Origin of the sequence: Pseudomonas sp. ANT_J12 (genome assembly GCF_008370045.1) — a bacterium.
GTDB lineage: Bacteria > Pseudomonadota > Gammaproteobacteria > Pseudomonadales > Pseudomonadaceae > Aquipseudomonas.
On the sequence record NZ_VOBN01000001.1, the window covers coordinates 804552 to 817031 of the forward strand.

A 12480-nucleotide genomic window follows, 5' to 3' on the forward strand; every position below is an offset into this window, starting at 1 on the left:
GACGATGCGAATTATTTCGCGCCCAGCGCCAGTTTGGCGACTTGTGGCGCAGGCTGGTAGCCCGGAATGACCTGGCCGTCGGCCAAAACGATGGCCGGCGTGCCGTTCACGCCGATCGACTGACCGAGGGCGAACTGCTTGGAAACCGGGTTATCGCACTTGGCGGCCTTGATTTCCTTGCCATCGACCATCTTGTCCATGGCCGCTTTCTTGTCCTTGGAGCACCAGACCGCTTGCAGCTGTTCGTCACCCGGCGAACCCAGGCCCTGGCGCGGGAACGCGACGTAACGCACTTCGATGCCGCGCTTGTTCAGCTCCGGCACTTCGGCGTGCAGCTTGTGGCAGTACGGGCAGGTGGTGTCGGTGAACACGGTAATGTGCGACTTGGTTTCGCCGATCGCCGGGTAGACCACGGTTTCTGCGACCGGGATGTCGTTGACCAGTTTGGAAACGCCCAGGCGCTCGGTTTTCTCGGTCAGGTTGACCGGCTTGCCGTCCTTGAGCTGGAACATGTAGCCCTGCATCACGTACTGACCGTCGGCGCTGGCGTAGAGCACGCGACTGCCCTTGAGTTTGACTTCGTACAGGCCGGCCAGCGGGCTGGCGCTGATGCTGTCGATCTGGGTTTCCAGCTGGAGGCTTTCCAGGCTTTTACGAATGGCTTTGTCGGCCGCATCATCGGCGACGGCAAAGGTGCTGATCAACGCAATGGCTGCGGCGGCGAAAATAGGGGTCAGACGCATGAGAACTCCTGAAGGCGGACAAATGGGACGATCAGAACGCCCGTGCCGAAACACCGGGTCACAATCGCCCATCGTGCAAACCGGCAAAGCCTACCACATAAGGCTGGTGGGGCCGAATGCACCTGATACCAGGCAACATACGACTGGCAACATTCATTGTGGCGAGGGAGCTTGCTCCCGCTCGACTGCGCAACAGTCGCAAAGCAGACAAAGCAGTTTGTCTGACAGAGAGCGGTTGCCGGTTTTGGGGCCGCTTCGCAGCCCAGCGGGAGCAAGCTCCCTCGCCACAGGGACCGCAGTCGATCAAAAAAGGATCCACTAGCCGCGCGGGTGGTGTTTGGCGTGCAAATCCTGCAAACGGGCGCGGGCGACGTGGGTGTAGATCTGGGTGGTCGACAGGTCGCTGTGGCCGAGCAGCATTTGCACCACCCGCAGGTCGGCGCCGTGGTTGAGCAGGTGCGTGGCGAACGCGTGGCGCAGGGTGTGCGGCGACAGCGACTTGCCGATCCCGGCGACCTTGGCCTGGTGCTTGATGCGGTGCCAGAAGGTCTGACGAGTCATTTGCTCGCCGCGCTGGCTCGGGAACATCACGTCACTGGGCCGCCCGCCGAGCAGTTCGCCACGGCCGTCACGCAGATAGCGCTCGACCCAGACAATCGCCTCCTCGCCCATCGGCACCAGCCGTTCCTTGCTGCCCTTGCCCATCACGCGCAACACGCCTTGGCGCAGGTTGACCTGTTCCAGGGTCAGGCTGATCAGCTCGGTGACCCGCAAGCCGCAGGCGTAAAGCACTTCCAGCATGGCGCGGTCACGCTGGCCGATGGCTTCGCTCAGGTCCGGGGCATTCAGCAACGCTTCGACATCGGCTTCCGACAGGGATTTGGGCAACGGCCTACCGAGTTGCGGCATATCGACGCGCAACGTCGGATCGACGGCGATCAGCTTTTCCCGCAGCAAATAGCGATAAAAGCCACGCACGCCGGAGAGAAATCGGGCGGTGGAGCGGGGTTTGTAGTTTTGCTCGAGGCGCCAGGCCAGGTGATCGAGGATCAATTCGCGTCCGGCGTTGATCAGCTCCAGATTCTTTTCCTGTAGCCAGCCGTTGAACAGGGCCAGATCGCTGCGATAGGCATCGCGGGTGTTATCGGAGAGGCCTTTTTCCAGCCACAGGGCGTCGAGGAATTGGTCTATCAGGGGGTGGTCGATGGCGGGCATAGAGGCTCAGGTCACGGGAAAACTGGGGGCAAGTCTTTCATAGCCGGACAGGCCTTCACAGTGCCAGATGCAATTGCGGTGACGGCATGATCACCTGTAGGAGCGAGGCTTGCCCGCGAAGACGGACTTACATTCAACATTGATGTTGGCTGATATGACGCCTTCGCGGGCAAGCCTCGCTCCTACAGGTAAGGGTTGTATCGGGTAAATCGCAGGCAACAAAAAAGCAGCCCGAAGGCTGCTTTTTTCTGCATCGGAAGCTGGACTTAAGCCAGTTTTTCCTTGATGCGAGCTGCTTTACCGGACAGGTCACGCAGGTAGTACAGCTTGGCTTTACGTACGTCACCGCGACGTTTAACGGCCATGCTGTCGATTTGCGGGCTGTAGGTCTGGAAAGTACGCTCTACGCCAACACCGTTGGAGATTTTGCGAACGGTGAATGCACTGTTTACGCCGCGGTTACGCTTGGCGATAACAACACCTTCGAACGCTTGCAGACGCGAACGGTCGCCTTCCTTTACTTTCACCTGAACGACAACAGTGTCGCCCGGGGCAAAGGTAGGGATCTCTTTGGTCATCTGCTCTGCTTCGAGTGCAAGAATGATTTTGTTAGTCATGCTGTGCTCCTAAGGTAAATCGTCGGATTTACCATCGATACGTTGTTAACTATCGTCCCGCTCGCGGATGTATTCCTCGAGCAGCTTCTTCTCTTCTCCAGAAAGCGAGCGGCTTTCCAGAAGATCGGCGCGTCGTTCAAAGGTCCTACCAAGGGACTGCTGTAAACGCCAACGCCGGATATGCGCGTGATTGCCACTAAGCAACACGTCGGGAACACGCTGATCCGCATACACCTCCGGTCGGGTGTAGTGCGGGCAATCCAGCAGACCATCCGTAAAGGAATCTTCCTCGGCGGAGTCCGCATGCCCTAAAGCTCCAGGCAGCAGTCGTGTAACCGCATCAATCAGGACCATCGCCGGCAGCTCGCCGCCAGACAGTACATAGTCGCCAATCGACCACTCTTCATCGACATGAGCTTCAATAAAACGCTCGTCAATGCCTTCATAGCGGCCGGCAATCAGGATCAATGCATCCAGATTCGCCAACTCGCGCACCGCCGACTGAGTCAGTTGACGGCCTTGGGGGGACAGGTAAATAACCTTCGCCGCCTCCCCGGCTGCTGCCTTGGCCTGAACCAGAGCATCTTCCAGGGGCTTGATCTTCATCACCATGCCCGGGCCACCGCCAAATGGGCGATCGTCCACAGTGTGATGTCGATCCGTCGTGTAGTCTCGCGGATTCCAACAGGTGAGCTGCAACAGCCCCTGTTTCACCGCACGACTGGTGATGCCGTACTCGCTGATGGCGGAGAACATCTCGGGAAACAAACTGATCACTTCTACGCGCAAGTTAGCCACGCTTAGAAGTCCGCATCCCATTCCACCTTCATCTCGCCTGCGGCAAGGTCGACTACCAACACGCATTGCTCCGTATAGGGCAACAGGCGTTCTCGATCGTCCAGGCTGCCAGCGCAAGGCTTGACCACCATTACATCATTGGCGCCGGTTTCCAGAAGATGATCGATCTTCCCGAGCAATTGCCCGAGTTGGTCAATGACCTTCAGACCTTCGAGCTGGTACCAGTAGTACTCGCCGTCGGTCAAATCAGGGAACAGGTTGCGCGGCACGCAGATCTCATAACCGGCCAGAAGACGAGCTTCTTCACGATCATCGAGACCCTTGAGCTTTGCGACCAGGAACTTGTCGTTCCCGCGTCCGCTGACCAGCTCAACCTGCTTTACGCTGCCTTCGCGCTTGAGCGTCCAGGTTTTGTATTGCAAGAGGTTTTCTGTTGGATCAGTAAAGGAATACACCTTCACTTCGCCGCGAACGCCATGAACAGAATAGATTTTGCCGATAACGATCAAATCATCAGCAACAGCAGGCGTCGCGTTCATATTGCTCAGGCCGCAGCCTTAGCAGCGTCCTTCAACAACTGAGCAACACGCTCAGAAGGTTGTGCACCAACGCTCAGCCAGTAGGCTACGCGCTCTTGGTTCACGGACAGACGGACTTCTTGACCACGAGCAACAGGGTTGAAGAAACCAACCTGTTCCTTGTGCGAACCGTCGCGCGGGTTGCGGCTGTCGGTTACGGTCAAGTGGTAAAACGGGCGCTTTTTGGAGCCGCCAAGGGCAAGACGGATTGTTAGCATGTGAACATCGTTCCTGTAGTCGGTGCTGCAAATCTAAAGGCACAGCGGGCATAGGTGCCCGAAAGGCCGCATATTCTAAGGAATATCCGGACTTTTGCAAATGTCTTTTTCCGGCGGCCTTCCGGTCGCCATCAAGATTTGCTATAGAGCCGTCGTTGAAAACGGCCAGTCAGCTCCCGCCAAGTGCGGGTTTGCTGGAGTTCCCGCATCGCTGCGGGTCTGCGCCGACATGACTGCCGGCGCGGAATCTTTACATCTTGGGCATGCCGCCGCCGGGCAACATACCGCCCATGCCGCGCATCATTTTGGCCATTCCGCCTTTTGCGGAGAATTTCTTCATCATCTTCTGCATCTGCTTGTGCTGCTTGATCAAGCGACCGATGTCCTGCACCTGGGTGCCGGAACCCATGGCGATCCGACGTTTGCGCGAACCGCTGATCAGCTCAGGGTCGCGGCGCTCGGCCGGGGTCATGGAATTGATGATGGCTTCCATCTGCTTGAATTGTTTCTCTGCCGCGCCTTGGGCATTACCCATTTGCGCCAGGTTCACACCGCCGATGTTCGGCAGTTTGTCCATGAGGCCGCCGAGGCCGCCCATGTTCTTCATCTGTTGCAGCTGATCGCGGAAGTCTTCGAGGTCGAAGCCCTTGCCCTTCTTCAGTTTCTTGGCCAGTTTGTCGGCCTTGTCCTTGTCGAGGGTCTGCTCGGCCTGTTCGATCAGGCTGAGTACGTCGCCCATGCCGAGGATGCGCGAAGCAATACGCTCAGGGTGGAACGGTTCGAGCGCTTCGCTCTTCTCGCCCATACCGATGAACTTGATCGGCTTGCCGGTGATGGCACGCACCGACAGCGCGGCACCGCCACGGGCGTCGCCGTCGACCTTGGTCAGGATCACGCCGGTCAGCGGCAGCGCGTCGCCGAAGGCCTTGGCCGTGTTGGCGGCATCCTGGCCGGTCATGGCATCGACCACGAACAGGGTTTCGACCGGGTTGATCGCGGCATGCAGCGCCTTGATCTCGCCCATCATCTCTTCGTCGATGTGCAGACGACCGGCGGTATCGACGATGACCACGTCGATGAATTTCAGCCGCGCCTCTTTAATAGCGGCTTGCGCGATGTCGACCGGCTTCTGGCTCAGGTCGGACGGGAAGAAGGTAACGCCCACTTCACCGGCGAGCATTTCCAGCTGCTTGATCGCCGCCGGACGGTATACGTCCGCAGACACGACCATGACGGTCTTCTTCTTGCGCTCTTTAAGGAAGCGCGCAAGTTTACCGGCGGTGGTGGTTTTACCAGCGCCCTGCAAACCGGCCATCAGTACGACGGCTGGCGGAACGGCGCTCAGGTTCAAGTCTTCGTTGGCCGCGCCCATCAGGCTTTCGAGTTCGGCCTGGACGATCTTCACGAAGGCCTGGCCCGGCGTCAGGCTGCGCGACACCTCGGTGCCGACGGCGCGTTCCTTGACCGAATTGACGAAGTCCTTGACCACCGGCAGGGCGACGTCGGCTTCGAGCAACGCCATGCGCACTTCGCGCAGGGTGTCTTTGATGTTGTCTTCGGTCAGCTTGGCCTTGCCGGTGACATGGCGCAGCGTCTGCGAGAGACGGTCGGTTAAGTTTTCAAACATTGCGCGATCCTTTCAGGCCCTGTGTAGACCGGGATAATGGCGGCCCAGACCGGAATAAACATGTGCTCGGCGAGCCTGCGGCGTGGGCAGGTCGCGGATTATAGCGAAGACTGCGTCTGGCGGACACCTCGCACTTTCGTGTGATGTGGGTTCTATGCCAAACTCAGCGCCTTTCGGGCTTGCCTAACAGGATTTATGCTCCCCTTGTCACCCAGTTTGCTTACCACTCTCGCCGCCGCCTGCTTATATGCCGCTGCGACTCTCTATCAGGGCACTCGCCTGGCTTCCGGTGCCAAGGCGAACAAACGCCTGCTGGTCACGCTCGGCGTACTGGCCGTGCTGGCTCACAGCGCCAGCCTGTTTACCCACTTGCTGACGCCGATCGGCCTGGGCCTGGACTTCTTCAGTGCTGCCAGTCTGATTGCTGCGGCGGTCATCGCCCTGACCCTGATCGCCTGCTCTCGGATCCCGGTGGAGAACCTGCTGATCCTGCTGTTCCCGCTGGGGCTGGCAACGGTGCTGCTGGCGCAGTTCGCTCCCGCCGGCACCGTGCAGATCATCGACGAAGAACCGGGCATTCTCGCCCACATTCTCTTGTCGATCCTGGCCTACGGCATGTTCACCATTGCGGTGTTCCAGGCGTTGCTGCTGTTGGTGCAGGATCACCAGCTCAAGCACAAGCACCCGTCCGGGCTGATCAAGAACTTCCCGCCGCTGCAAACCATGGAAAGCCTGCTGTTCGGCTTTCTCTGGGCCGGCTGGACCCTGCTGTCGCTGTCGCTGATTTCTGGCTGGCTGTTCGTCGAGAACCTGTTTGCCCAGCACCTGGTGCACAAGACCCTGCTGGCCTGCCTGGCCTGGATCGTGTTCAGCGTGTTGCTGTGGGGCCGTAATCGCCTCGGCTGGCGTGGGCACAAGGCAATCCGCTGGACCCTCGCCGGTTTCTGCCTGCTGATGCTGGCCTATTTCGGCAGCAAGCTGGTTCGTGAATACATTCTGCACATCTGACGGGCGGCAAAAATGGACGACTTGCCCATAGGGCCGATGCTTGCAGTGATCGCCCTGCTGATTTTGTGGTCGGGGCTGTTTACCGCCATCGAAGTCGCGCAACAACATTTGTTGGCCCAACGCACCGCGTCGCGCTCCAGCGATAAGCCGGTGGCGAAGCTGAGCTTCCCGCTCAACAGCCTGATCCTCTGCAACACCCTGTGCCGTGCGCTGGCGATGGTCATCAGCACCTTGCTGGCGATCTTCACCTGGGCAGAGAACGGTCCGTGGGTCGCTGGCATCGGCGCCGGTGTGATCCTGCTGGTGTTCGCCGACTACCTGCCGCGCACCCTCGCCGTGCGCTATCCGGACACGATCCTGAGCCTGGGCAACACCCTGCTCGGCGTGCCGCTGAAAATCATCTACCCCGCCGCCTGGCTGCTCAATGGCATCAGCCAGTTGCTGACACGCCCGTTCGCCCGCAAGGTCAAAGTGGTGCAACAGAGCGAAGACGAGGCGCCGGTGGATCGCCACGACGAACATGAACACGCGCCCATCCGCCCCCATGCGCTGTCGGGCATCCACGCGCTGGACAACATCACGGTCAACGACATCCTGGTGCCACGCAGTGACGTCGACGGGATCAACCTCGACGATTCGCTCGAAGAGATCATCGAGCAGTTGCGCAACAACCGGCGCACACGCCTGCCGGTGTTCCACAGCGACATCAACCAGGTCGAAGCGGTGCTCAACACCCGACAGATCCGTCATCTGTTGCCGGATGCCACCTTGACCCTGGAAGCGCTGCTCGCGGCCTGCCACGAACCCTACTTCGTGCCGGAAAGCACGCCGCTGCAGTTGCAGTTGCTGAACTTCCACAAGCAACAGCGGCGTCTGGGCATGGTGGTGGACGAGTACGGCGAAGTGCTCGGCATCGTGACCCTGGAAGACATCCTCGAAGAAATCGTCGGCGAGTTCGAAAGCGAGCACAGCCTGGACAACCCGCATATTCATCCACAGGCCGATGGCCGACTGGTGATCGAGGGCGCGGCATCGATTCGCGAACTGAACAAGAGCCTGGGCTGGCACCTGCCCAGCGATGGCCCGAAAACCCTTAATGGCTTGGTCACCGAGGCACTGGAGACTATCCCGGAGAGCGCGGTGTGCCTGAAGATCGGGCGCTATCGACTGGAGATTCTCGAGACTGAGGATAATCGGGTGACACGGGTGTTGGTCTGGCATACCAGTTCGGTGCCGGTGCTCTCCAAAACCTGACACGGCCTCTTGTGGAAAGGTGCTTTTGTGGCGAGGGGGTTTACCCCCGTTGCGCTGCGAAGCAGTGCCAAAACCTGCAACCGTGTTTAATCTGATGCACCGCGTCCGTCGACTTTACGACTGCTTCGCAGCCGAACGGGGGTAAACCCCCTCGCCACAAAAGCCACCACCACCCCTTGCCCCCTTGTTTGATCGTTAGCCGCCTTCCTATAATCGAGCCGCTTACCCAAGCGCCGCCCTACCCCCGTGCTACCCGCACGCCGCGTTAAACCCACATCCCTGGGTGTTCGACCATAATAATTCGCTCCACTGGAGCATGACTGTCAGGGATCACCGCATGACGACCAGCACCGCTTATAGCGATACCACGCCTGCCCAGCCGACGAACTCCGCCACCCGCGTGGCCACGGCGAGTTTCATCGGCACCGCCATCGAGTTCTACGATTTCTACGTCTATGCCACCGCCGCCGCGCTGGTGATCGGGCCGGTGTTCTTTCCGCAGACCTCCGGCACCGCGCAGATGCTTTCGGCGTTTCTCACCTTTGGCATCGCGTTCCTGGCGCGGCCACTGGGTTCGGCGCTGTTCGGCCACTTCGGTGACCGTATCGGGCGTAAGTCGACGCTGGTCGCTTCCCTACTGTTGATGGGTGTCTGCACGACGTTGATCGGCGTGTTGCCGGGCTACGACAGCATCGGAGCCTGGGCGCCGATTCTGCTGTGCGTGTTGCGCTTCGGCCAAGGGCTGGGGTTGGGTGGCGAATGGGGCGGCGCAGCGCTGCTGGCGACGGAGAACGCCCCCAAGGGCAAACGTGCCTGGTTCGGCATGTTCCCGCAGTTGGGCCCTTCGATCGGTTTCCTCGCGGCCAATGGTTTGTTCCTGACCCTGGCGATGACGCTGAGCGACGATCAGTTCCGCTCGTGGGGCTGGCGGATTCCGTTTCTGTTGAGCGCGGTGCTGGTGATGGTCGGCCTGTATGTGCGCCTCAAACTCCACGAAACCCCAGTGTTCGCCAACGCGATGGCGCGCCAGGAGCGGGTGAAGATTCCGCTGGTCGAGCTGTTCAGCCAGTACTGGGCGCCGATGTTGCTGGGTGCCGGGTCGATGGTGGTCTGCTACGCGCTGTTCTACATCTCGACCGTGTTTTCCCTGAGCTACGGGGTGTCGACCCTCGGCTACACCCGGGAAACCTTCCTCGCGCTGCTGTGCTTTGCGGTGCTGTTCATGGCCGCCGCCACGCCTTTGTCAGCCTGGGCCAGTGACCGTTACGGGCGCAAACCGGTGTTGATCATTGGTGGCGTGCTGGCGATTTTGTCCGGTTTCCTGATGGAACCGCTGCTGACCCACGGCACGACCTGGGGCGTGGCACTGTTCCTGTGCATTGAGCTGTTTCTGATGGGCGTGACATTTGCGCCGATGGGCGCGTTGTTGCCGGAGCTGTTTCCGACCCACGTGCGATACACCGGAGCGTCGGCGGCGTACAACCTGGGCGGCATTGTCGGGGCCTCGGCGGCGCCGTTCTTTGCGCAGAAACTGGTGGCGATGGGCGGTTTGAGTTATGTCGGCGGGTATGTGTCGGGGGCGGCGGTGTTGAGTTTGATCGCGGTGCTGTGCCTGAAAGAAACGCGGCATAACGATTTGAATCGGGCCTCATAAGGATCGTTCCCCACGCTCCGCGTCCCAAAAGCGGACGCGGAGCGTCCGTTGAGGCATTCCCACGCAGAACGTGGGAACGATCTTTGTAGCCTTACAACTCGACTACAACAGCCTGCGAAGCACGAGTTGCCTTGGCGCGCGCCGCTTCAATCGACTCATCCCGCGCCAACGCCACGCCCATGCGACGCTGGCCGTTCACTTCAGGCTTGCCGAACAGACGCAACGCCGTATCCGGCTCGCTCAGCGCAGCACCCAGATTGGAGAAAGCGGTCTGGGTCGACTGCCCTTCCACCAGGATCACCGCCGACGCCGATGGACCGAACTGCCGGATCAATGGGATCGGCAGGCCCAGAATCGCCCGTGCGTGCAGCGCAAATTGCGACAGGTCCTGGGAAATCAGGGTCACCAGGCCGGTGTCATGCGGGCGCGGCGACACTTCGCTGAACCACACCTGATCACCTTTGATGAACAGCTCGACGCCAAACAGACCACGACCACCCAGGGCCTCGGTCACAGCTTTGGCGACGCGCTCGGATTCGGCCAGGGCAATCGGGCTCATGGCTTGTGGCTGCCAGGATTCCTGGTAGTCGCCCTTCTCCTGACGGTGGCCGACCGGTGCGCAGAACGTGGTGCCACCGATGTGACGCACGGTCAGCAGGGTGATTTCGTAGTCAAAATCGATAAAGCCTTCGACGATCACCCGACCTTTGCCGGCGCGGCCGCCTTCCTGGGCGTAATCCCAGGCGGTTTTCACGTCTGCGGTGCTGCGCAGCAGGCTCTGGCCTTTGCCCGACGAACTCATCACGGGTTTGACGACGCAGGGGAAGCCCAGGTCTTCAACGGCCTTGCTGTAGTCCTCGAAAGTGTCGGCAAAGTGGTACGGCGAAGTCGGCAGGTCCAGCTCTTCGGCGGCCAGGCGACGGATGCCTTCGCGGTTCATGGTCAACTGCGCGGCGCGCGCGGTCGGGATCACGGTGAAACCTTCGGCTTCCAGTTCGACCAGGGTCGCGGTGGCGATGGCTTCGATTTCCGGCACGATGAAGTGCGGCTTCTCGGCCTCGATCACCGCACGCAGGGCGGCGCCATCGAGCATGTTGATCACATGGCTGCGGTGGGCGACTTGCATGGCCGGCGCGTTGGCGTAGCGGTCCACGGCAATCACTTCAACACCCAGGCGTTGCAGCTCGATCACCACTTCCTTGCCCAACTCGCCACAGCCACACAGCAATACGCGGGTCGCGGTTGGCGACAATGGAGTTCCGATACGGGTCATCTGAAGGTCCTCAAAGAAGCGGATCATCGAGGGTCGCAGCGCCAGGCGCGCTTCCCATGGGGAGAAAGCGCGGCATTTTACATGAACTGCGAGGTTTGGCTTCAGCCGGCGACGGCCTGTTTGCGCAAGCGCCAGGCCATGATCAGCCACACGACCGTCACACCGGCGAACTTCGAGCCCATGGCGGTGAGGATCACGGCCGGGGTGAAGGCGTCGATCATGCCGAAGAAGATGAAGGTGTCGAGGGGAATGCTCAGGGCCGAACTTATCCACAGGCGATCGTGCAACGGGCGCTTGGTGATGCTGAACACCAGCCAGTCGATGCACTCGGACACCGCGAACGCCGTGGCGCTGGCCAGGGCGATGGACGGATCAGAGGTGACGTAGGACAGCACCAGCGCCGCCAGCATCGCGGCGATGGCGCCATGGCCGAAGCGGGTTTGCACCATGTCGCGCAGCACAAACACCAACCCGCCCCAGGCCGACCAGATGATGTCCAGGTGCGGGGCGGTGGAAAAGGCGTAGTTGATCAGCACGACGCTGCTGATGTAAGAAATCAGGAAGAGCATGGGGGCTTGGGAATACCTGTCAGTTTGGCGCACAGGGTACTTCAGGGAATGAGGTTGGGCCAAGAGATGGGGTGGTCGTGAGGGCCTCTTCGCGGGCAAGCCTCGCTCCTACGGTATTGTGGCGGTCACATCATTGCGGAACGCCCCGGTCCTGTAGGAGCGAGGCTTGCCCGCGAAGGCCGCACCTCATTTATCCGATTTGGCCCCGATCATCCAAAGCAGCCCACTGGATTTGGCCCGCTCATGACACAACCCCAACACCTTGCGCCGCTCTTCGTTGTCCATCCGGCTCCAACGGGTGATCTCTTCCACCGTGCGCTGGCATCCGGTGCAGATATCGTCGTCGTCCAGTGCGCAGATGTTCACGCAGGGCGATAGCACCGGTCGTTCGGGCGCGTTCATTCTTCCTGCTCGGCCAGGTCGCGGGCATAGCGCTGCGAGTTGTGCACGTAGTGAGCGGCGCTGGCTTCGAGCATTTTCTTCTGCGGCTCGGTGAGTTCGCGCACCACCTTGCCCGGCGAGCCCATGACCAGTGAACCGTCCGGGATCTCCTTGCCTTCGCCGATCAGCGAGTTGGCGCCGATGATGCAGTTCTTGCCGATTTTCGCGCCGTTGAGGATCACGGCGTTGATACCGATCAGGCTGTAGTCGCCGACGGTGCAGCCGTGGAGCATGGCGTTATGGCCGATGGTCACGCCGGTGCCGATGGTCAGCGGGTAGCCCATGTCGGTGTGCATCACGGTGCCGTCTTGGACGTTGCTGTTCTTGCCGATCAGGATCAGTTCGTTGTCGCCGCGCAGCACGGCGTTGAACCAGACGTTGGCGCCCTCTTCCAGTTTGACCTTGCCCACCAGCACGGCGTTGGGGGCGACCCAGCTCTGCGGATGGGTTTCGACGCGGGCATCGCCCAGGCGATATTTCATCGT

The 12480-nt window shown here is 60.5% G+C and carries 14 protein-coding genes; 3 read left to right on the top strand and 11 right to left on the bottom strand.

The window, feature by feature from the left end; all coding sequences use genetic code 11:
- Positions 1-11: 11 nt before the first annotated feature.
- From dsbC to ffh, 7 genes are all read right to left on the bottom strand, one after another.
- Positions 12-743 (bottom strand): bifunctional protein-disulfide isomerase/oxidoreductase DsbC, encoded by a 732-nt coding sequence (dsbC, locus tag FQ192_RS03945; RefSeq protein ID WP_149657445.1) that lies wholly within the window; start codon positions 741-743, stop codon positions 12-14.
- A 318-nt stretch (positions 744-1061) separates the two neighbouring features.
- On the bottom strand, positions 1062-1958 hold the full coding sequence (gene xerD, locus FQ192_RS03955) for a site-specific tyrosine recombinase XerD (protein ID WP_123405600.1): 897 nt from the start codon (positions 1956-1958) through the stop codon (positions 1062-1064).
- Between the two features lie 266 nt (positions 1959-2224).
- Complete coding sequence (rplS, locus tag FQ192_RS03960) at positions 2225-2575, bottom strand: 50S ribosomal protein L19 (RefSeq protein ID WP_063322826.1); 351 nt, start codon at positions 2573-2575, stop codon at positions 2225-2227.
- 45 nt (positions 2576-2620) lie between these two features.
- Positions 2621-3394 (bottom strand): tRNA (guanosine(37)-N1)-methyltransferase TrmD, encoded by a 774-nt coding sequence (trmD, locus tag FQ192_RS03965; RefSeq protein ID WP_154503229.1) that lies wholly within the window; start codon positions 3392-3394, stop codon positions 2621-2623.
- Complete coding sequence (rimM, locus tag FQ192_RS03970) at positions 3376-3912, bottom strand: ribosome maturation factor RimM (RefSeq protein WP_149657446.1); 537 nt, start codon at positions 3910-3912, stop codon at positions 3376-3378. Before rimM ends, trmD begins: the two co-directional genes overlap by 19 nt.
- A 5-nt stretch (positions 3913-3917) precedes the next feature.
- On the bottom strand, positions 3918-4169 hold the full coding sequence (rpsP, locus tag FQ192_RS03975) for a 30S ribosomal protein S16 (protein ID WP_007944872.1): 252 nt from the start codon (positions 4167-4169) through the stop codon (positions 3918-3920).
- A 250-nt stretch (positions 4170-4419) separates the two neighbouring features.
- Positions 4420-5796, bottom strand: a complete 1377-nt coding sequence (ffh, locus tag FQ192_RS03980; RefSeq protein ID WP_149657447.1) for a signal recognition particle protein — start codon at positions 5794-5796, stop codon at positions 4420-4422.
- 195 nt (positions 5797-5991) lie between these two features.
- Between ffh and FQ192_RS03985 the strand changes: the two genes are divergently transcribed.
- The 3 genes from FQ192_RS03985 to FQ192_RS03995 all read left to right on the top strand — a co-directional run bounded on the left by FQ192_RS03985 (position 5992) and on the right by FQ192_RS03995 (position 9712).
- Positions 5992-6804 (top strand): inner membrane protein YpjD, encoded by an 813-nt coding sequence (locus FQ192_RS03985; RefSeq protein ID WP_133837172.1) that lies wholly within the window; start codon positions 5992-5994, stop codon positions 6802-6804.
- Positions 6805-6816: 12 nt separating this feature from the next.
- Positions 6817-8058 carry an HlyC/CorC family transporter gene (locus FQ192_RS03990; RefSeq protein WP_149657448.1) on the top strand — a complete coding sequence of 414 codons (1242 nt, stop codon included), beginning with the start codon at positions 6817-6819 and terminating at the stop codon, positions 8056-8058.
- A gap of 337 nt (positions 8059-8395) precedes the next feature.
- Complete coding sequence (locus FQ192_RS03995; RefSeq protein ID WP_149657449.1) at positions 8396-9712, top strand: MFS transporter; 1317 nt, start codon at positions 8396-8398, stop codon at positions 9710-9712.
- A gap of 91 nt (positions 9713-9803) precedes the next feature.
- Here the strand turns inward: FQ192_RS03995 and purT are convergent, their stop codons facing one another.
- The 4 genes from purT to FQ192_RS04015 all read right to left on the bottom strand — a co-directional run bounded on the left by purT (position 9804) and on the right by FQ192_RS04015 (position 12477).
- Positions 9804-10985 carry a formate-dependent phosphoribosylglycinamide formyltransferase gene (gene purT / locus FQ192_RS04000; RefSeq protein WP_149657450.1) on the bottom strand — a complete coding sequence of 394 codons (1182 nt, stop codon included), beginning with the start codon at positions 10983-10985 and terminating at the stop codon, positions 9804-9806.
- 101 nt (positions 10986-11086) lie between these two features.
- Complete coding sequence (locus FQ192_RS04005) at positions 11087-11554, bottom strand: VUT family protein (protein WP_133837168.1); 468 nt, start codon at positions 11552-11554, stop codon at positions 11087-11089.
- Positions 11555-11740: 186 nt separating this feature from the next.
- Entirely contained in the window at positions 11741-11956 is a 216-nt protein-coding gene (locus FQ192_RS04010) for a DUF1289 domain-containing protein (RefSeq protein ID WP_149657451.1), read from the bottom strand.
- A complete protein-coding gene (locus FQ192_RS04015; protein ID WP_027924900.1) occupies positions 11953-12477 on the bottom strand; it encodes a gamma carbonic anhydrase family protein in 525 nt (174 codons plus the stop codon). Before FQ192_RS04015 ends, FQ192_RS04010 begins: the two co-directional genes overlap by 4 nt.
- Positions 12478-12480 lie beyond the last annotated feature (3 nt).

Excerpts from the sequence above, each read along its gene's own strand:
- rpsP (WP_007944872.1), bottom strand. The coding sequence starts at position 4,169 with ATGCTAACAATCCGTCTTGCCCTTGGCGGCTCCAAAAAGCGCCCGTTT.
- FQ192_RS03995 (WP_149657449.1), top strand. The coding sequence starts at position 8,396 with ATGACGACCAGCACCGCTTATAGCGATACCACGCCTGCCCAGCCGACG.
- purT (WP_149657450.1), bottom strand. The coding sequence starts at position 10,985 with ATGACCCGTATCGGAACTCCATTGTCGCCAACCGCGACCCGCGTATTG.
- FQ192_RS04015 (WP_027924900.1), bottom strand. The coding sequence starts at position 12,477 with ATGAAATATCGCCTGGGCGATGCCCGCGTCGAAACCCATCCGCAGAGC.
- rimM (WP_149657446.1), bottom strand. The coding sequence starts at position 3,912 with ATGAACGCGACGCCTGCTGTTGCTGATGATTTGATCGTTATCGGCAAA.
- FQ192_RS04010 (WP_149657451.1), bottom strand. The coding sequence starts at position 11,956 with ATGAACGCGCCCGAACGACCGGTGCTATCGCCCTGCGTGAACATCTGC.
- trmD (WP_154503229.1), bottom strand. The coding sequence starts at position 3,394 with ATGGGATGCGGACTTCTAAGCGTGGCTAACTTGCGCGTAGAAGTGATC.
- FQ192_RS04005 (WP_133837168.1), bottom strand. The coding sequence starts at position 11,554 with ATGCTCTTCCTGATTTCTTACATCAGCAGCGTCGTGCTGATCAACTAC.
- xerD (WP_123405600.1), bottom strand. The coding sequence starts at position 1,958 with ATGCCCGCCATCGACCACCCCCTGATAGACCAATTCCTCGACGCCCTG.
- FQ192_RS03985 (WP_133837172.1), top strand. The coding sequence starts at position 5,992 with ATGCTCCCCTTGTCACCCAGTTTGCTTACCACTCTCGCCGCCGCCTGC.
- FQ192_RS03990 (WP_149657448.1), top strand. The coding sequence starts at position 6,817 with ATGGACGACTTGCCCATAGGGCCGATGCTTGCAGTGATCGCCCTGCTG.
- ffh (WP_149657447.1), bottom strand. The coding sequence starts at position 5,796 with ATGTTTGAAAACTTAACCGACCGTCTCTCGCAGACGCTGCGCCATGTC.
- rplS (WP_063322826.1), bottom strand. The coding sequence starts at position 2,575 with ATGACTAACAAAATCATTCTTGCACTCGAAGCAGAGCAGATGACCAAA.
- dsbC (WP_149657445.1), bottom strand. The coding sequence starts at position 743 with ATGCGTCTGACCCCTATTTTCGCCGCCGCAGCCATTGCGTTGATCAGC.